The 18435-nt window shown below is 44.1% G+C and carries 18 protein-coding genes; 15 read left to right on the top strand and 3 right to left on the bottom strand.

Going from position 1 to position 18435, the window contains the following annotated elements; genetic code table 11:
* Positions 1–3 precede the first annotated feature (3 nt).
* The 3 genes from I8J31_RS14655 to I8J31_RS14645 all read right to left on the bottom strand — a co-directional run bounded on the left by I8J31_RS14655 (position 4) and on the right by I8J31_RS14645 (position 2667).
* Positions 4–549, bottom strand: a complete 546-nt coding sequence (locus I8J31_RS14655; RefSeq protein WP_199469332.1) for an NUDIX hydrolase — start codon at positions 547–549, stop codon at positions 4–6.
* Positions 550–560: 11 nt separating this feature from the next.
* Positions 561–1817, bottom strand: a complete 1257-nt coding sequence (locus I8J31_RS14650; RefSeq protein WP_199469331.1) for an HlyC/CorC family transporter — start codon at positions 1815–1817, stop codon at positions 561–563.
* Between the two features lie 79 nt (positions 1818–1896).
* Positions 1897–2667 (bottom strand): cytochrome C assembly family protein, encoded by a 771-nt coding sequence (locus tag I8J31_RS14645; RefSeq protein ID WP_199469330.1) that lies wholly within the window; start codon positions 2665–2667, stop codon positions 1897–1899.
* Positions 2668–2797: 130 nt separating this feature from the next.
* Here I8J31_RS14645 and ffh point away from each other — a divergent pair, with 130 nt between their 5' ends.
* From ffh to I8J31_RS14570, 15 genes are all read left to right on the top strand, one after another.
* Positions 2798–4180 carry a signal recognition particle protein gene (ffh, locus tag I8J31_RS14640; protein WP_199469329.1) on the top strand — a complete coding sequence of 461 codons (1383 nt, stop codon included), beginning with the start codon at positions 2798–2800 and terminating at the stop codon, positions 4178–4180.
* Between the two features lie 177 nt (positions 4181–4357).
* Positions 4358–4606, top strand: coding sequence for a 30S ribosomal protein S16 (gene rpsP, locus I8J31_RS14635; RefSeq protein ID WP_199469328.1), 249 nt, complete (start codon positions 4358–4360; stop codon positions 4604–4606).
* A gap of 15 nt (positions 4607–4621) precedes the next feature.
* Positions 4622–5167 carry a ribosome maturation factor RimM gene (gene rimM, locus I8J31_RS14630; protein WP_199469327.1) on the top strand — a complete coding sequence of 182 codons (546 nt, stop codon included), beginning with the start codon at positions 4622–4624 and terminating at the stop codon, positions 5165–5167.
* 22 nt (positions 5168–5189) lie between these two features.
* Entirely contained in the window at positions 5190–5942 is a 753-nt protein-coding gene (trmD, locus tag I8J31_RS14625) for a tRNA (guanosine(37)-N1)-methyltransferase TrmD (protein ID WP_199469326.1), read from the top strand.
* Between the two features lie 68 nt (positions 5943–6010).
* Positions 6011–6373: a 50S ribosomal protein L19 gene (gene rplS / locus I8J31_RS14620; RefSeq protein WP_199469325.1), complete on the top strand. Its 363-nt coding sequence runs from the start codon at positions 6011–6013 to the stop codon at positions 6371–6373.
* A 129-nt stretch (positions 6374–6502) separates the two neighbouring features.
* Positions 6503–7222: a thioredoxin fold domain-containing protein gene (locus tag I8J31_RS14615; RefSeq protein ID WP_233402805.1), complete on the top strand. Its 720-nt coding sequence runs from the start codon at positions 6503–6505 to the stop codon at positions 7220–7222.
* A gap of 146 nt (positions 7223–7368) precedes the next feature.
* Positions 7369–8670 carry a homoserine dehydrogenase gene (locus I8J31_RS14610; protein ID WP_199469324.1) on the top strand — a complete coding sequence of 434 codons (1302 nt, stop codon included), beginning with the start codon at positions 7369–7371 and terminating at the stop codon, positions 8668–8670.
* Positions 8671–8680: 10 nt separating this feature from the next.
* Positions 8681–10066 carry a threonine synthase gene (gene thrC / locus I8J31_RS14605; protein WP_199469323.1) on the top strand — a complete coding sequence of 462 codons (1386 nt, stop codon included), beginning with the start codon at positions 8681–8683 and terminating at the stop codon, positions 10064–10066.
* A 64-nt stretch (positions 10067–10130) separates the two neighbouring features.
* Complete coding sequence (locus I8J31_RS14600) at positions 10131–10853, top strand: 16S rRNA (uracil(1498)-N(3))-methyltransferase (protein ID WP_199469322.1); 723 nt, start codon at positions 10131–10133, stop codon at positions 10851–10853.
* 124 nt (positions 10854–10977) lie between these two features.
* Complete coding sequence (locus tag I8J31_RS14595) at positions 10978–12111, top strand: GGDEF domain-containing protein (protein WP_233402804.1); 1134 nt, start codon at positions 10978–10980, stop codon at positions 12109–12111.
* A gap of 201 nt (positions 12112–12312) precedes the next feature.
* The gene (gene recJ, locus I8J31_RS14590) at positions 12313–14037 is read left to right on the top strand and encodes a single-stranded-DNA-specific exonuclease RecJ (RefSeq protein WP_199469321.1); all 1725 of its coding nucleotides are present in this window, start codon (positions 12313–12315) and stop codon (positions 14035–14037) included.
* A gap of 128 nt (positions 14038–14165) precedes the next feature.
* Complete coding sequence (gene folD, locus I8J31_RS14585; protein ID WP_199469320.1) at positions 14166–15008, top strand: bifunctional methylenetetrahydrofolate dehydrogenase/methenyltetrahydrofolate cyclohydrolase FolD; 843 nt, start codon at positions 14166–14168, stop codon at positions 15006–15008.
* A 99-nt stretch (positions 15009–15107) separates the two neighbouring features.
* On the top strand, positions 15108–15692 hold the full coding sequence (locus I8J31_RS14580; protein ID WP_199469319.1) for a UPF0149 family protein: 585 nt from the start codon (positions 15108–15110) through the stop codon (positions 15690–15692).
* Positions 15693–15736: 44 nt separating this feature from the next.
* Positions 15737–17044 (top strand): aminopeptidase P N-terminal domain-containing protein, encoded by a 1308-nt coding sequence (locus I8J31_RS14575; protein WP_199469318.1) that lies wholly within the window; start codon positions 15737–15739, stop codon positions 17042–17044.
* 31 nt (positions 17045–17075) lie between these two features.
* The gene (locus I8J31_RS14570; RefSeq protein ID WP_199469317.1) at positions 17076–18281 is read left to right on the top strand and encodes a UbiH/UbiF/VisC/COQ6 family ubiquinone biosynthesis hydroxylase; all 1206 of its coding nucleotides are present in this window, start codon (positions 17076–17078) and stop codon (positions 18279–18281) included.
* The last annotated feature ends 154 nt before the right edge of the window (positions 18282–18435 follow it).

Raw genomic sequence — 18435 nt, 5'->3', positions numbered from 1 at the left:
AATTTATTCAGCCACTGAGTCGATGAGTATAGTGTCTTCATGGAAGCCGTACAGGCCTGTTTTATGGTCTTCGAGAAAGAGCTTTAATGTCTTACTGACGCTGCCGAAGGCCAGTTGATCCCAAGGAATTTGGTCTAGCTCAAATAGGGCAACTTCAGAGCTTTCTTCTGTGATGTGAAAGTCTTCCCTTTCTAATTCAGCAAGATAGAACAAATGCACCTGATTGATATGAGGAATGCTGATCATGCTAAAGGCTTGTTTGCAGATGGCTACCGATCCACTTTCTTCCAGTGTTTCCCGTAATGCGCCTTCGCTGGTGGTTTCTTGGTTTTCCATAAAGCCTGCTGGCAGTGTCCAGTAGCCTAAGCGTGGTTCTATGTTTCTTTTGCAGAGTAACAGTTTGCCGTCAAATAATGGAATGGTCCCTGTGATTATTCTAGGGTTGTCATAATCAATATGATCACAACTTGGGCATACTGCACGTTCACGGTTATCCCCGAGAGGAATAAGCATATCGACAGCATGTCCGCAGTTTGGGCAGTATCTCATATGACATTTCCTTAATGTTTGACCTGTAATCTGGCAAATTTTACAACTTTGTCTTCAATTTCTTGAATTTCAATGAGGTAATGTCCGACCCAGAGGGTGATGGGGTGCTCTGGAATGAATTCTAGGGTTTCTATAATAAGGCCATTGAGTGTTTTAGGGCCGTCAGTGGGTAGGTGCCATTCTAGGGTTTTATTGATTTCACGAATGTGAGTAGAGCCTTCTACTCTAAAGGCTCCATCATCTAGAGGTTGTATTTCTTCTTCTTCGTCTAGTGTAGGGGGCGTAAATTCGCCAACGATTTCCTCTAGTACGTCTTCGAGTGCAGCGATACCTTGAACGTCGCCATATTCATCAACGACAACCCCCATTTGCTGGTGATCCTTTTGAAAGTTCAGTAGTGCTGTGTTCAGTGAGGTGCTTTCCGGAATGAAGTAGGGCTCCACAGTTACTTTTAAAAGGGTGGCTTTAGATGGTGTTGGGTCGCGTAGGAATGTCGCTGCATGGCGAGCATGCAAAATGCCTATGACCTTGTTTATTTCACCATTATATACTGGCATGCGTGTATGGCGGCTTTGGCAAATTTGCTCAATAATTTCTTCAATTGAGTCATCAATGTCGATACCTATGACTTCGTTGCGTGGCACCATGATGTCTTCCACCGAGACTTTTTCTAGGTCGAGGATGGAGATAAGCATCTCTTGGTGGGCGGCAGGAATTAAACCGCTGGCTTCGTTAACGACAGAGCGCAGTTCTTCCGAATCCATTGCGTCATGGGCGTGTTGCGCAGCGTTTATTCCAATCAGACGTAATAATCCATTAGATAGCATGTTGACCAGAACGACGAGAGGGTAAAAGACCTTCAATAAAATTGTTAGTACCCAGGAGGCTGGAAAGGCAATTTTTTCTGGGTGCATTGCCGCTAAGGTTTTAGGTGTCACTTCTGCAAAAATCAAAACGATCATGGTCAAAGCGGCAGTTGCAATGGCAATGCCAGCGTCTCCCCATATGCGCACCGCGATAACGGTGGCAATAGCAGAGGCTAAAATATTAACAAAGTTATTTCCTATTAAGATTAAGCCTAGCAGGCGGTCGGGGCGTTCGAGTAATTTGCTGACCTTGATCGCAGATCGATTGTTACTCTTCACTAGGTGTTTGAGTCGATACTTATTAAGCGACAACATTCCTGTTTCTGAACTGGAGAAAAAAGCGGAAAGTAAGATTAGACAAAAGAGTATTCCAGCAAGAATACCTAAGGGGACATCGTTCAAGAAGGGGGTGCCTCAATAATTAGGATAGATGGATTATTAGTGCTTAAAAAGGTGCTGTCAAATGACTTTCACACATGACTTATTTTACTAGCAAAATTTGTAAGACAATTTGACTTCCGAAGTAGCCTAACATTAATAAGAAAAAACCGCTTAGTGTCAGCTTAACCGCAAGCTGGCCGCGCCATCCCGCGAAATGTCGGCCGAGTAATAACCCTGCAAAAACAAACCAAGAAGCGATAGTGAAAAAAGTTTTATGGACTAGGTGTTGGGCAAACATATCTTCAATAAAATAGTAGCCAGTAGCTATGGTGACCGTGAGTAAAATAAAGGCAGCCCAAATAAATTCGAACATCAGCCTTTCTAGTACTTGTAATGGTGGTACTCGCAGCAATTGTTTTAGTTTGTGGTGTTTAAGTTGGTATTCTTGAATGGCGAGCAAAATACCGACGCCGCAAGCGGCTGTGAATAAGCTATAGGCAACGGATGCAATTAGGATATGGGCGCTGGTCCCCCAAGAGGCGCTGTGCAGTTGTTTTAAATCCCAAGGGCTAATGGCGTTGAGTGCAATAATAATAGCAGTGAGTGGGAATGCGGCAGTGATAAGCAATGATAAGTCTTTGTCGCGGTTGCTGAACCAAAGCAAACTATTGCCAATTATAGCAATTAACATACCTATGGTTAAAAAATTAAAACCATCTTTATGTAGCAATACTTGGGTGAGAGATAGGGTGTGTAGCGCAATTGCTATCGCTCCCAAATTTTGAGTGTGGCGACTCTCAGGGCGGAAATAATAGGTCGCACCTGCGGCTAAACAGACAATAAAGGCAAGCCAAAGCGATAATTGAGTCATGAAACTAAGGGTTCCGCTGGGTAAAGGTATAGGGTGATAATCATTTATCCGCTATAATAGGGCCAATTTCACCTTGGATAAACCGTGATGATAGGTTTTTTCCATTTAGAGCCAAAAATTTGAGGGCAATATGTTCGACAATTTATCGAATCGCTTAACATCCTCGCTTGATCGCATTCGAGGTCGAGCTAAATTAACGGAAGACAATATCCAAGAAGTGCTGCGCGAGGTTCGCATGGCACTGCTTGAAGCGGACGTTGCTTTACCAGTGGTAAAAGACTTTATTGCTGCGGTTAAAGAACGTGCGATAGGAACTGAGGTTTCTAAAAGCTTAAGCCCGGGTCAGGTTTTTCTTAAGATAGTTAAGCAAGAGTTAGAAAACGTCATGGGTCAAGCCAATGACGAGCTAAACTTACGTGCTGCACGTCCAGCGATTATCTTGCTAGCGGGCTTGCAAGGGGCGGGTAAAACCACCTCGGCGGCCAAGTTAGCCAAGTTCTTAAAGGAACGTGAGAAAAAATCCGTCTCGGTAGTCAGTGCTGACGTATATCGTCCTGCGGCGATCAAGCAGTTAGAAACACTGGCTGGCGAAGTCGGTGTCGATTTCATTCCCAGTGACCTGTCGCAAAAGCCCATTGATATTGTTAATAATGCGGTCGATTATGCAAAGAAGGCCCATAAAGATGTATTGATTGTTGATACCGCTGGGCGTTTGGCAATTGATGGCGACATGATGGCAGAGATAAAAGCCCTTCATGCAGCGGTTAATCCAATTGAAACCTTGTTTGTGGTCGATGCCATGACAGGTCAAGATGCAGCGAATACCGCGAAAGCATTTGGTGATGTTCTGCCTTTAACCGGTGTTATTTTAACCAAGACGGATGGTGATGCCCGTGGCGGTGCTGCTTTATCTGTTCGTCATATTACAGGTAAGCCGATTAAATTTTTGGGTGTGGGTGAAAAGACCGACGCTTTAGAGCCTTTCCACCCAGATCGTCTTGCTTCTCGGATTCTTGGTATGGGCGATATGCTTTCCTTAATCGAGGAAGCAGAGCAAAAAATTGATAAAGAGAAAGCGGAAAAACTGGCAGGTAAGCTGAAAAAAGGCAAAGGCTTTGATCTAGAAGACTTTAAAGAGCAGCTTCAGCAAATGAAAAACATGGGGGGGATGACTTCCATGTTAGATAAGCTTCCTGGCATGGGGCAACTGGGGAATATTCAAGACAAGGTGAACGACAAGATGTTTGTTCAGATGGAGGCTCTAATTAACTCCATGACGCCAGTCGAACGTCGTAACCCTGATGTGATTAATGGTTCTCGTAAAAAACGCATATCAACGGGCGCAGGTTTACAGATCCAAGATTTGAACCGCCTTTTGAAACAACATAAGCAAATGCAGAAAATGATGAAGAAGATGAGTTCCAAAGGTGGGATGAAGAAAATGATGCGAGGTTTGGGGGGGATGATGCCCGGTGGTGGCCTACCTGGCGGTGGTGGCTTCCCCAAGTTATAGCACTATCTAGTTGTTTTTATTGGAAGTGTCAAAAAAACTGCTAATTTAAGTGGGAGGGCGAGCAATTCGCCCTTTCGTTTTTCTAGTGAATCGACTAGAATATGCCGCCTTCTTGTAGTATGAGTCAAAAATCGACTCGGCAAGAGGCGTTTCGTTAAGCAATAAGGAACCAATAATATGGTAACTATTCGTCTTTCTCGTGGTGGCTCTAAAAAGCGCCCATTCTATCATTTGAACGTGGCTGATAGCCGTCGTGCACGTGATGGTCGTTATATCGAACGTTTGGGTTTCTTTAACCCTATCGCTCGTGGTCAAGAAGAACGTCTACGCATCGATTTAGATCGCGTAAACCACTGGGTTAGCCAAGGCGCTCAACTTTCTGACCGTGCTGCTAAGCTTGTTAAAGAAGCTAGTACAAACGCTTAATACTGAGGTAATGCTATGTCTGCTTTAAAACAGGTGGCCGCTCCTGAGCAAGCCCTTGTGGTTGGACGCATTACATCAGTTTATGGTGTTAAAGGGTGGGTGAAGTTATATTCACACACTGAACCAATGCAAGGGATCTTTGATTACAAGCATTGGTGGTTGAAAACTCCTAGTGGGTGGAAAACCGTAGAATTTGGCCAAGGACGTTTGCAAGGGCGTGGTTTGGTTGCATCAGTAAAGGGTTATAACGACAGAGATCAAGTAAAAGAGATCTGCGGTGTGGACATTTACATTGATGCGAAAGAGCTGCCAGCGTTAGAAGACGGTGATTATTACTGGAGTCAGCTGGAAGGTCTTAAGGTCATAACCAAAGAGGGTGTCCTCTTAGGCAAGGTTTCTCAACTTATGGAAACTGGTGCGAACGATGTGATTGTTGTCCGTGCGTGTGAAGGTAGCTTTGATCGTGAAGAACGCTTGATTCCTTATGCCCCAGGCACTTATGTTTTAGAAGTTAATCTAGAGCAAGAGCAAATGATGGTAGATTGGGATCCAGAATTTTAAACAGACAGGCTGAGGTCACAACGTGAAGGTTAGCGTTATCTCGCTCTTTCCGGAGATGTTTCAGGCCATTACCCAATATGGTGTAACAGGCAGAGCCATTAAGTCGGGGTTGGTTGAAGTGGATTTTTTTAATCCTCGTGATTTCACCCATGACAAACATAAGACAGTGGATGACCGGCCCTATGGTGGTGGTCCTGGGATGTTGATGAAAGTTCAACCTCTCAAAGATGCCATTGCGAGTGCCAAATTATTGGTGCCCAATGCAAAAGTTATTTATCTATCCCCTCAAGGGCGCACACTGACTCAAGAAGGTGTGCAGCAGCTTGCTAAACAAGCAGAATTTATTCTGGTAGCAGGTCGTTATGAAGGTGTTGATGAGCGACTGATTCAGTCTGAGATTGATGAAGAGTGGTCCATCGGCGACTTTGTCCTAAGTGGTGGTGAGTTGCCGGCAATGGTGCTCATGGATACTGTATTTCGTATGGTGCCCGGAGTGCTGGGTAAGCAGGCATCGGCTGACGAGGATTCGTTTGCTGATGGTTTACTTGATTGCCCGCATTATACTCGCCCTGAAGTATTGAATGGTGAACCTGTGCCATCTGTGCTGCTTAGTGGCAACCACGAGGAGATTAGACGCTGGCGATTAAAGCAAAAGCTCGGAAGAACTTGGCAGCGCCGGCCAGACCTTCTGCAAGAACTTGAGTTGGACAAGGTACAGCAGAAGTTGTTAGAAGAGTTTATTCGCGAAACTGAAGATTCAACCTCGGCAGAGTAAGAATTGCGAGCTTATCGGACAGAAGAGCCTTCATCCGGTAGGAAACCATACTATTAGGAGTCAAATCCATGAGTAATAAAACTAAACTGATTCAGCAGCTAGAAGCTGAACAAATGACAAAAGAAATCCCTGCCTTTGGGCCTGGTGATACTGTTGTTGTTCAAGTTAAAGTAAAAGAAGGTTCACGCGAGCGTCTACAGGCCTATGAAGGTATTGTAATTGCTAAGCGTAACCGTGGTCTTAACTCAGCATTTACCGTGCGTAAAATTTCTAGCGGTATTGGTGTTGAGCGTGCTTTTCAAACGTACAGCCCTTTGGTTGAAAGCATCGAAGTTAAGCGTCGCGGTGACGTGCGTCAGGCTAAGATCTATTACCTACGCGAGCGTTCTGGTAAATCTGCACGTATCAAAGAAAAATTGGCTAAACGTTAATTTTGATTTGATCAAAAAAAGGCGACGTGAGTCGCCTTTTTTTATGGCACTAACTTTCTTTTGTATGGAACTAACGCCCTTTCCTATGGCCTAATGGTAGATAATTTCTTATTTTACTTGAGGTGTCTAATGACGATGTTTTCTCGTTTTTGTTCTCTTTCCTTAGTTTTATCTGCGTTTTTGACTTTGTTTTCGAATGTTACATTGGCTGATGAAGCCCAAGTGCTCTCTTCCTTAAAAAAAGCCCTTCCCCAATATGAAGTGGGTAGTATCAAATTTCATCAAGCGTCTGGTTTGTATGTCGTTGAAATGCAAGCTGGACCGACGCTACATATGACGGCTGATGGTGGTTATTTTGTCGCGGGTGATCTGTATAAGGTTAATGGCACTCAACTAGAAAATGAAACGGAAGTGGCGAAGCTCGCCAAGGTTGAGGCTTTGCCTGAAGAGCAAATGATTGTCTTTAAAGCGGCGCAGGAAAAAACCCATATTACGGTGTTTACCGATGTGGATTGTGGCTACTGCCGTATGCTTCATAACGATGTTCCAGCGCTTAATGAGAAGGGAATTACGGTACGTTATTTGGCTTTTCCAAGAGCAGGTGTTGGTTCTGAGGCCTACAATAAAATGGTGAGTGTCTGGTGTTCTGAGGACCCTAAAGCTTGGTTAACAAAAGCAAAGCAAGGAGAAAGCATTCCAGAAAACAAATGTGTGAACCCGGTTGCGGACGAGTTTAACTTGGGGCGAATGGTGGGAGTACGAGGCACGCCAACAATCATTTTAGCCAATGGTTCTTTGTTGCCTGGCTATTTACCTGTTGATAAGTTGGCAAAAGAGGCAGGGTTATAGCGCTATAGCAAAATATTCCACTAAACATGAGTGGTCTTCAGCCTTTTCTTCGTTGGGTTTGAACAATACAGACGGTATAATGAGTTAGTTTTGGCTCTTCGTAAAAGAGCCCTATAAAAATTAAACTATCTCTGTGGGGTATTGTTTTGAAACCGGTAAAAGTCGGAATTTGTGGGCTGGGGACAGTGGGGTCTGGTAGTTTTAATATTCTTCGTAACAATGCGGAGGAAATTACACGACGTGTCGGCCGCAGTATTATAATCGAGCAAATCGGTGCGCGTCGTGATAACGATACTTGCGATACTGCCGGAATAGATATTACCCGTGATATTTTTGATGTCGTTAATAATCCAGAGATTGATATTGTTCTTGAACTAATTGGCGGTACCACTATTGCCAAAGAGTTAGTGCTTACTGCTATAACGAACGGTAAGCATGTTGTTACAGCGAACAAAGCCCTGATCGCCGAACATGGCAATGAAATCTTTGCCAAGGCACAAGAAAAAGGCGTTATTGTTGCTTTCGAAGCGGCGGTTGCTGGCGGTATTCCAATCATCAAATCCCTTCGTGAAGGTCTTTCTGCAAATCGCATTGATTGGTTGGCTGGTATCATTAATGGTACGGGTAACTTTATCCTTTCTGAAATGAGTGAAAAGAAACGTAATTTTGCAGATGTGTTAGCAGAAGCGCAGGCTCTGGGCTATGCAGAAGCGGACCCGACCTTTGATGTGGAAGGTATTGATGCGGCACATAAGTTGACCATCTTGGCCTCTATCGCTTTTGGCATTCCACTACAGTTCGAAAAAACCTATACCGAAGGCATTAGCCGTATTACGGCTGAAGACGTGGCTTTTGCTGATCAGCTGGGTTACGCCATCAAGCACCTTGGTATTGCTCGTCGTACGGCACAAGGCATTGAACTACGAGTTCATCCCACTTTGATCTCCCATAAACAGCTGCTAGCTAATGTGAATGGTGTGATGAATGCCATCATGGTACATGGCGACGTGGTTGGTCCTACTTTGACTTATGGTGCTGGTGCTGGTGCATTGCCAACGGGATCATCTGTTGTTGCTGATGTTATTGATGTGGCACGTACATTAACCGCCGACCCTACTAATCGTGTTCCTCATTTGGCGTTCCAAGCTGATTCTTTGTCTGATGTGAGAATTTTACCAGTGGAAGAAATTGAATGTGGCTTTTTCCTCAATATGACGATTCAAGATAGGGCTGGTGTGCTGGCTAATATCACGCAGATTTTATCAACCAATGGCATCAGCATTGAATCTTTGGTTCAGAGAGAGCGCGAGGGCAGCGACTTAGTGCCTTTAGTTGTGATGACCCATGACGTTAAAGAACGCAATATGAACTTAGCGATTGCTGCTATTGAAGCTTTGCCCGATGTGGCGGGTGCTGTACAGCGTATCCGTGTCGAAGCTTTGCTTTAGGAGAGAAAGCATGAAATATATTTCAACTCGAGGAAAAGCCCCGGCCTTGTCTTTTGGGGATGTATTGTTAGCGGGATTGGCAAATGATGGTGGCTTGTATGTGCCAGAGACCTTGCCAAGTTATAGTAAAGAAGAAATAGCCTCTTGGGCCAACCTTAGTTATCAAGACTTGGCTTTCAAAGTGATGTGGCCATTTGTTGAAAGTGATATTCCAGCGGACGCTTTCAAAATCATGATTAATGATGCCTATGCTGGTTTTAATCATGAGGCGGTTGCGCCTATGGTGCAAGTGGGTAACAACGAGTGGATTCTAGAGCTGTTTCGTGGTCCAACCTTAGCCTTTAAAGATTTTGCGCTACAGTTGCTTGGTCGTTTGATGGATTATGTACTGGCCGAGCGAAAAGAAAAACTGGTGATTCTTGGGGCGACTTCTGGTGATACAGGCTCAGCTGCAATTGAAGGCTGCCGTCATTCAGAGTATTTAGACATCTTCATTTTGCACCCATTTGAACGTGTGTCAGAAGTGCAGCGCCGTCAGATGACGACGGTGATTGATGATAATGTGTTCAATATTGCGGTGAAAGGTAATTTTGATGATTGTCAGGGTATGGTGAAGTCGAGTTTTGCTGATCAGTCTTTCTTGAAAGGGGCAAAATTAGGCGCGGTAAACTCCATCAACTGGGCGCGAATTATGGCGCAGATTGTTTATTATTTCTCTTCTGCGTTGTCTGTCGGAGCCCCCCATCGTAAGGTGTCTTTCTCTGTGCCAACAGGGAATTTTGGTGATATTTTCGCTGGCTATTTGGCTAAACAGATGGGCTTGCCGATTGATCAATTGGTGGTTGCTACCAATCAAAATGATATTCTCCATCGCGTGATTGCTGAAAATGACATGAGCCGTCAGTCGTTGAATGTTACCTTGTCGCCCAGTATGGATATCATGGTATCCAGTAACTTTGAACGTCTTTTGTTTGATGCCCATGGTCGTGATGGCGCTGCGATAGATGATCTAATGGCTCGTTTTAATCAGGGGGATGTTTCTCTAAATGATGAAGCTTGGTCTTTTGTTAAAGCGAATTTTGATAGCTATAAGGTAGATGACAAAAAGACTTGTGAAGTGATTGCGGATGTCTTTGCACAGACGCAATATTTACTAGATCCACATACGGCAATCGGCCTTGAAGCAGCTCGTCAGTGTTGGAAGGATCTGGCTGTTCCTATGATTACCTTGGCAACGGCGCATCCGGTTAAGTTTCCTGAAGCGGTTGAAAAAGCCGCATGTGAATCGCCAAGTTTGCCAGAGCATTTGAAAGACTTGTTTGAGCGTAAAGAGTCTTATGCTGTTCTTGAAAACAACCTTGCTGATGTGCAAGCTTTTGTCACTGAAAAAATATAGTGCTATTACAGCGGCTAGTCTATTTCGGACTAGTCGCTTTCTCTCCTTTTTAAATACCTAATTTATGAATCTCATTTTACTCGATACTGAGCACCAGTTAGATCAAGGTCGCTATCTGCTTTCTGATAGGCAGCAAGCTCATATTTCAAAAGTGATTAAGGCAAAGTCGGGCGATATTCTCCGAGTCGGTGTGCTCAACGGCAAAATGGGCGAAGGGCAATATGAGCCTCCAAGCGATACTTCTCCTGGTTATATTCACTTCATAAGTTTGACCCAATCACCTCCTAAACCGCTTCCTATGGTTTTAGTGATGGCGTTACCAAGGCCTAATATGCTTAAGCGTACTTTGCAAAATATTAGTGCTATGGGGGTTAAAGAGTTGTACCTGATTCACTCTGCTAAGGTGGAAAAAAGTTTCTGGCAAAGTCCTGTTCTACAAACCGAGTCGATTCGTCAGAGTTTAATGGAAGGGCTTGAACAAGCGAAAGACACTGTGATGCCTAGGTGTTCATTGGTGCCGAGATTTCGTCCTTTTGTGGAAGACCAGCTGCCAGCTATTTTACAAGGAAAGGTTGGACTGTTAGCTCACCCTTATTTCGCAAAGCCTTGCCCTGTGGATATCAAAGATCCTTGTGTGTTAGCTCTCGGTCCAGAGGGCGGCTGGAATGAATTTGAAGTGGGGAAATGGTTAGAGATGGGCATGGAATCTGTGCAGATAGGTGAGCGTATTTTAAAGGTAGAAACCGTTGTTCCTGTATTACTATCACGGCTTTACCCTAGCCTCTAATCTATAAGCGTTTTTTATTTGTTTTGATTTGTTAGCGCTATAAGTTTATAGGTGAAGCATATTCTATATTTAGATAGGATGAGATATTGAGTTGCCTTAATAATATTACGCAGTAAGAGAGAGCATGGAAAATAAAAAATCGCCTATGTTTACTGAGTTAAGGTCAAAGGATGAGCTGCCTAAATCCATATTGCTTAGGTTTTTTTATGCAGGCGTATCTATTGACACTCTTTCTGATGATATTCGCCGAATTTTAGTCATTAACCTATTTGCTATAGTCGGCGTATTTTTTACTTTTCCTTTAGGTGTGTCTTCTCTTTTACAGGGAAAAACTCTTTTAGGCTTATTTTTGATCTTTATTGCTCTCCTGTGTGTCGTTAATTACTTAATTCTACGTTATACCCATAATCATATCCTTTCTGGGGGGCTAATCATTTACCCCCTTTATATTTTAATGCTTTATCTTTTTTATAGCGGTGGCGTTGATGGCACAGGTCATACTTGGATGTATTGTGTTCCCGCAATAGCGCTTTTTCTTAATGGTATGAAGAGAGGCTTAATCGAGGTTGGGCTTTTTACGCTGGCTTTAGTGTTTATCATGTTTTTTTCCTCGGCAGAATTTCATGCTTATGATTACCCTGTAAGTTTAAAACTTAGAGTACTGATGTCATTTTTTGTGGTGATTTTTTTATCCTCTATTTATGAATATTCCATGTCGCGCTATAACGAAGATCTCAAGGATATTTCACAAAAACTGAAGCTGGCGGCGGAAACGGATGCTTTGACTGGGTTGCTAAATCGACGGGGAATGCAGCAACGCTTGGAGGTTAGTACCTTTAATACTATTCATTTGTTATTGGCTGATGTGGATTACTTTAAAACGGTAAACGATGAATATGGACATGATGTTGGTGATTATGTTTTAAGTGAATTATCGCGTCTTATAACGGAATCAATGCCTGAAAATAGCAGTGCTTCCCGCTGGGGCGGTGAAGAGTTTCTACTTGCTATGTGTAACGTCTCTGGTCAAGAAGCGTATGAATTTGCGGAAGTCTTACGTAAAAAGGTTGAGGCTCATGAGTTTGTGTATGCTGAATTTAGCTTCCACATTACCTTGAGTTTCGGTGTGGCTACCTCGGCTGATGATGTGTCATTGAATAAAGCATTGAAGCAGGCTGATAATCGGTTATACAGTGCTAAACGGGCGGGGCGTAATCAAACTTGTCGTGCAGAAATAAAAAGCCCGCATGTCGACTGAGTAAGCCGGCATGCGGACAGAGAATGCAGCAACGTACTCGTGCACATGGCAAAAGCAGTTACTGCATCAGTTGTCAGGCTAGCCTTCCTACTTTCTAAAGTCAATTAAGGTTTTTTCCATCCGATTTCCCTAGCTGAGTTTCCTTTTGCTTTCGTGGTATTCTCTTTTTTAATTGAATTTTAGTCTGCTTTTGAGATTTTTATGCGTATAGAACGTCGCCCTATTTTGGTCGAAGAGAATGATTTTCCCAGAAATATGTCCTCGACTTTGCAGCGGGTGTTTATGTCTCGCCATGTCTCTTCTGTGCAGCAGTTAGACTATCGCTTGCCTCACTTATTACGCCCTGAGCCATTATTTGATTTGCAGGCTGCCGCTTGTATTTTGGCGGATGCCATTATGGCAGGTGAGAAAATTCTTATTGTTGGGGATTTTGATGCGGATGGCGCGACGAGTACTAGCTTAGGGATTTTAGCGCTTGAAGCGATGGGGGCGGATGCGCCAGATTATCTTGTGCCGAATCGTTTTGAGTTTGGTTATGGACTTACGCCAGAAATTGTTGAAGTAGCAAAAGTAAAATCCCCTGCGGTGTTAGTCACAGTAGATAATGGCATCGCCAGTATTGACGGTGTGCTGGCGGCAAAATCTTATGGTATGAAGGTGGTGGTCACCGATCACCATTTGCCGAGCGATACTTTACCTGCCGCTGATGCCATCGTGAATCCCAATCACCCTGAATGTGCTTTTCCCAGTAAAAATTTAGCGGGTGTTGGGGTGATCTTTTATGTGATGACAGCGTTAAGGGCGGAGCTGAATAGACGTAATTGGTTTGTTGATCAGCATATACCAGAGCCCAAAATGGCGGACTATTTAGATCTAGTGGCTTTGGGAACGGTAGCTGATGTGGTGCCGTTGGATGCGAATAACCGTATTTTAGTACAGCAAGGGCTTAAGCGTATTCAAGCTGGGCAAGCGCGCGCTGGAATTCTTGCCTTATTAGAAGTGGGTAATCGTGACTATTCTCGTCTTAAGGCCTCGGATCTTGGTTTTGTCGTAGGGCCTAGACTAAACGCTGCTGGACGTTTGGATGATATGTCGATTGGTATTGAGTGTTTGTTAGCGGTTCATCCCTATCAAGCGCGTCAATATGCTCAACAGTTGGATCAATTTAACCGTGAGCGCAAAGCCATCGAGTCGGATATGAAAGAGCAGGCTGAGTTAGTGTTAGCCTCTTTACTGGATGATGAGCAGGAAATGCCGAATGGTATGTGTTTTTATGATGCGGATTGGCATCAGGGGGTGATTGGTATTCTCGCTTCTAGAATGAAGGAGAAATGTCATCGTCCGGTGATTGCCTTTGCTCGTGTGGGGGAAGATGAATTAAAGGGTTCTGCACGCTCGATTTCAGGAGTACATATTCGTGACGCCTTGGATCTATTGGCGAAGCGTTATCCGCAGTTACTGAGTAAGTTTGGTGGGCATGCTATGGCGGCGGGTATGACAATTCGAGAATCCCATTATGATGCTTTTCGTTTGGCCTTTGATGCCATTATTACGGAGTGGGTAACGCCTGAGCAACTAGAGGCGGCTATTTTTACTGATGGTGCTCTTTCCGCAGAAGATTTTAGCCTGAGTTTTGCAGAGCAAGTTCGGCTTTCTGGACCATGGGGGCAGGCGTTCCCAGAACCTAGCTTTGATGGGGTGTTTGATGTTTTGCAACAGCGTATTGTGGGAGAAAAGCATCTAAAACTCATGGTGAGAGAGCCTAATAGTGGCATTATGCTTGATGCGATTAGTTTTTTTGTGGACTTAGAAAAATGGCCAAATGAATTGGCTAGTCAGGTGCGGCTGGTTTATAAGCTAGATATAAATGAGTTTCGTGGGCAACGAAACCTTCAGCTTCTCGTGGACTATTTAGAGCCCGTTTAGCATAAAAGTATTGCCTTATTTGGCTGATATTTTTGCCAACAAATCTTATCTGAAGCTGCCTATCGATTGCTAACTTGAGGTATAATATCGCTCCCTCATACATCACTCTATTTTGTTGGAGCTCATTAATGACTGCACAGGTTCTAGATGGCAAGCTTTGCGCCAAAGAAACCGAAACTCGATTACAAGCACAGGTTGCTGAGCTTAAAGAACGTACCGGTGGTACGCCAATCTTAGCGACTATTTTAGTCGGTGCAGATCCGGCATCTGCCACGTATGTGAAGATGAAAGGCAATGCTTGTCGTCGTGTTGGTATGGATTCTATGGCAATTGAGCTATCTGAAAAAACCACCACAGAAGAACTGTTAAATACCATTCAAGATTTAAATGCGAATCCTGATGTTCATGGTATTTTGTTGCAGCATCCTGTGCCTGAGCAAATTGACGAGCGTCTTTGCTTTGATGCCATCGCAGCCCACAAAGATGTGGATGGTGTGACCTGTTTAGGTTTTGGTCGTATGGCAATGCAAGAGCCGGCCTATGGCGCTGCTACACCTGCCGGCATCATGCGTCTTTTGGAAGCCTATGAAGTAGACCTTGAAGGTAAACATGCTGTCGTTGTTGGTCGTAGTCCAATCTTGGGTAAACCAATGGCGATGATGATGCTGAATGCCAATGCAACCGTGACCATTTGCCATTCTCGTACTAAGAACCTTCCTGATCTAATTAAACAAGCCGATGTTGTGGTTGGTGCTGTCGGGCGACCAGAGTTCATTAAAGCGGAATGGATCAAAGACGGCGCCGTTGTGGTTGACGCGGGTTATCACCCTGGTGGTGTAGGAGATATTGAGTTGACACCGTTAACTGATCGAGTGGCTGCTTATACACCAGTACCTGGTGGGGTTGGCCCGATGACAATTAATACTTTGATTTTACAAACCTTAGAATCTGGTTTGAAACAGCTAGGTTGAAACTCTATTACTGCTGCTCCATAGTATTAGATAGCAAGCCGCGCCATTAGGTGCGGCTTCTTTTTTATAACAAATTGAACAGAAATGGGTAGAAATTACATGTCTACAGAAATGTTAAAAGATGCCTTGGACTTTGACCTGATTGCTGATGTTTTTGTTAGTGAGTCCATTAGTGCGTCGCCTGCTGAATTACATGGTCAGTTATGTGGCTATTTGGCATCAGGCGTCACTCTACCACTAGAAGACTGGCTGACCATGGTGGTTGAGTTTTGTGATATCGAAGCGTGGAAAGAAGAAGCGAGCCGTGCAGCTCTTGTTGAACTTTATACTTCAACCCTCACTCTCTACCAAAATGGTGAATACGCGCTGGTGCCTTGTATTTCTGATGACGATGCAGAGCTTTCTGAAAGAGGCGTGACCTTGTCTCAGTGGGCGCATGGCTTCTTGGCGGGTTATGGCTTGTCAGGACAAAAGAATGGTTTAACAGATGAGACCAAACAGATTCTTCGTGATTTCGCGAATATCTCAGGAATGCAGGCAGAAATGCAGGTGCTAGAAGATAACAATGATAATGAAGCGGATTTGACGGAATTGGTTGAATACGTGAGATTGTCGGCCATGTTGTTGTACTCCGAGCACCATGATGTTAACCCAGATGCTGACAACAAGAATCCTCTGCACTAGGGTGTAAAACGACTTCTGTGCTAAATCGAAGAGAGAGATCATCTATGAAAATTAAGACGCAAACTTATCAGCTTCGCCGTGAACGCTTAATGGCATCGCTACCTGAAAATAGTGTTGTAGTAATACGCACTGGTGAGTTATCGACGCGCAATAATGACTGTGATTATGAGTTTCGTCCCCATAGTAGTTTCTTTTATTTGACCGGTTTTCCTGAATCAAGTGCCTATGCCTTAATTTATGGCAAGGGTGACATGACCTTGGTGACTCTGCCAAAAGACCCCGAAAAGGAGCAGTGGGATGGCTTTCGTTTTGGTACCGAAGGCGCGATTAAAGACTTTGGTGCTGATGATGCTGCAGTACTAGATAGTCTTAATGAGGTTGCTTGTACTGCTTTGGATGGTGCTGAGAGTCTGGTGTATTTGTTTGCCGATGGAAAACTGCGTGAGCAAGTTGCCGGCTGGCGAAATCATCTTGCTAGTCGAGCAAGAATGGGAGCTATTGCCCCTACACAGTTTGTTGATTTGGCGCCTGTGGTGGCAGAAATGCGTTTACGTAAAGACGCAGAAGAAATTGCCATTATGGAAGCGGCGGCACAAATTAGTGTTGAAGCTCATAAGCAAGCCATGCGCTCGGTGCGCCCTAACATGCATGAATACCAGTTGGAAGCTGAGCTTAATTATGTCTTTATGAAATCCGGTGCCCGTCAGCCTGCGTATAGCAATATAGTGGCATCTGGCAGCAATGCTTGTGTGCTGCATTATATAAAAAACGATGCAGTGATCGAAGACGGCGATTTGATATTGATCGACGCAGGCGCTGAACTGGGTTGCTATGCTGCAGATATTTCTCGTACTTTTCCTGCTAATGGTAAATTTAGTGAACCTCAGGCGGCTTTATATCAAGTGGTACTCGACGCTTATTATGCGGGAATGAAAGAGTTAACGGTTGGAACACCTTACGAAGCTTGTCATAACGCAGCAGTTCGAACCTTGACGGAAGGTTTGGTGGCTCATGGGCTATTAAATGGTGATGTCGATACCCTGATCGAGAACAAAGCTTATCGGGACTTTTATATGCACAATACAGGGCATTGGTTGGGTCTTGATGTACATGATTGCGGTGCTTATAAGTTGTCTGGTCAATCACGTCCGCTTGAAGAAGGCATGATACTGACAATCGAGCCGGGGTTATATGTTTCAGCGGATAATGAGTCTGTTGATGAAAAGTGGCGGGGCATTGGGATTCGCATTGAAGATGATGTGCTGATTCGTGCTGAGGGTCCTTATGTGCTAACCCATGGCCTAGCAAAAGAAATCAACGAGATTGAAGCTTTGATGGCGGAAAGCCGTTAATTATTACTAATAAAAGAGGCGGAGTTAGCGAATGGCTAAGCAGTATGATTTGATCATAGTAGGTGCGGGTATGGTGGGGGCTTTGGCGTCGATACTTTTTGCTAAATCCTCATTACGTATTGCTTTGGTAGATAAACATCATGGTGATTATACTTTATCTACGCCGCCTGCTTATGATTCCCGTGTCAGTGCTATTTCGAGCCAATCAAAAAGTTTGCTTGAAGAGGCTGGTGTTTGGCAGGGTATTGCTCAAAATCGCGTTGCTTCTTATGACAATATGGTGGTTTGGGATGGGCTGGGCGATGGTTACATTGATTTTGATGCTCAAACGACAAAAATGCCGGAATTGGGACATTTGGTGGAAAACGCCGTGCTTTGTGAGCGATTAATTTCACAAGCTCGTTCTTCAACTAATATAGATTTATTTTTTAATGATGGCTTGGATTCCCATGAATTAGATGAATTTGGAGCCAAAGTGGTGTTGTCATCCGGCTTAGTATTAGAAGCTCAGGCGGTTATTGCTGCTGATGGCGCCATGTCTAAACTGCGTACGGAAAATGCTTTTGAGACGCTTGAATGGGATTACGGTCATTCAGCCATTGTGGCTACCATAGAAATCCATCAAAGCCATGAAAATACCGCTTGGCAAAGTTTTGGTGAAGAAGGTATTTTGGCTTTTCTGCCACTGCCTTCGGTAGATGAAAGACACTTTGTGTCAATTGTTTGGTCGGTACCGCCAAGTGAAGCAAAGCAGCTAATGGCATTAGATGACGACACATTTTGCCAGCGTCTGCACTATGCTATGAGTAAGCGCTTCGAGGTATTGGGTGTGATGACTGCTCGTCAATCGATTCCGCTTCGTCAGCGTCATGCAAAACATTATGTAAAAACAGGCATTGCCTTGATTGGTGATGCTGCTCATACCATTCACCCCCTTGCTGGACAAGGAGCGAATTTAGGTTTTTCTGATGTGAAGTCTTTAGTTGAAGTCTTATCTAAGGCCCATAAAAGGGGGGAGTCATTGGGAGCCGGTAAGGTATTAAGGCGTTATCAGCGAGCGCGCATGCTAGATAACATAGCAATGGCGGCTGGAATGGAGGCTTTTAAGCGGTTGTTTTCGACCCAACAACCTCTCATTGTGCAACTTCGTAATGGGGGAATGAAACGTTTTAATCAAAACTTAAGTTTGAAGAGGAAGCTCATTGCTCGTGCAGCAGGATTGTCTTCTTTTTCCTGACGTTTTACCTTCTTTTTGCCTGTGGGTTGAATGGGTTGCTTACACATTGATACAAAATGTGTTTTTAGTTTCAAAAGGTTACATTCTTATCGCTTGAAAAAAACTACCACTGCCATATTCTCAGTGTTCTTTCTATCACAGTACAAGGCCAATC

Source organism: Marinomonas transparens (assembly GCF_016463975.1).
In the GTDB taxonomy this organism is placed as follows: Bacteria; Pseudomonadota; Gammaproteobacteria; order Pseudomonadales; family Marinomonadaceae; genus Marinomonas; species Marinomonas transparens.
Note: the sequence above shows the minus strand (reverse complement) of the source record. Positions and strands in the feature narration are given on the sequence as shown.

What these genes read in the sequence shown, in the direction of transcription:
- I8J31_RS14655 (WP_199469332.1), bottom strand. Translation starts at nt 549, where the DNA reads ATGAGATACTGCCCAAACTGCGGACATGCTGTCGATATGCTTATTCCT.
- I8J31_RS14645 (WP_199469330.1), bottom strand. Translation starts at nt 2,667, where the DNA reads ATGACTCAATTATCGCTTTGGCTTGCCTTTATTGTCTGTTTAGCCGCA.
- ffh (WP_199469329.1), top strand. Translation starts at nt 2,798, where the DNA reads ATGTTCGACAATTTATCGAATCGCTTAACATCCTCGCTTGATCGCATT.
- rpsP (WP_199469328.1), top strand. Translation starts at nt 4,358, where the DNA reads ATGGTAACTATTCGTCTTTCTCGTGGTGGCTCTAAAAAGCGCCCATTC.
- rimM (WP_199469327.1), top strand. Translation starts at nt 4,622, where the DNA reads ATGTCTGCTTTAAAACAGGTGGCCGCTCCTGAGCAAGCCCTTGTGGTT.
- rplS (WP_199469325.1), top strand. Translation starts at nt 6,011, where the DNA reads ATGAGTAATAAAACTAAACTGATTCAGCAGCTAGAAGCTGAACAAATG.
- I8J31_RS14615 (WP_233402805.1), top strand. Translation starts at nt 6,503, where the DNA reads ATGACGATGTTTTCTCGTTTTTGTTCTCTTTCCTTAGTTTTATCTGCG.
- thrC (WP_199469323.1), top strand. Translation starts at nt 8,681, where the DNA reads ATGAAATATATTTCAACTCGAGGAAAAGCCCCGGCCTTGTCTTTTGGG.
- I8J31_RS14600 (WP_199469322.1), top strand. Translation starts at nt 10,131, where the DNA reads ATGAATCTCATTTTACTCGATACTGAGCACCAGTTAGATCAAGGTCGC.
- I8J31_RS14595 (WP_233402804.1), top strand. Translation starts at nt 10,978, where the DNA reads ATGGAAAATAAAAAATCGCCTATGTTTACTGAGTTAAGGTCAAAGGAT.
- recJ (WP_199469321.1), top strand. Translation starts at nt 12,313, where the DNA reads ATGCGTATAGAACGTCGCCCTATTTTGGTCGAAGAGAATGATTTTCCC.
- folD (WP_199469320.1), top strand. Translation starts at nt 14,166, where the DNA reads ATGACTGCACAGGTTCTAGATGGCAAGCTTTGCGCCAAAGAAACCGAA.
- I8J31_RS14580 (WP_199469319.1), top strand. Translation starts at nt 15,108, where the DNA reads ATGTCTACAGAAATGTTAAAAGATGCCTTGGACTTTGACCTGATTGCT.
- I8J31_RS14575 (WP_199469318.1), top strand. Translation starts at nt 15,737, where the DNA reads ATGAAAATTAAGACGCAAACTTATCAGCTTCGCCGTGAACGCTTAATG.
- I8J31_RS14570 (WP_199469317.1), top strand. Translation starts at nt 17,076, where the DNA reads ATGGCTAAGCAGTATGATTTGATCATAGTAGGTGCGGGTATGGTGGGG.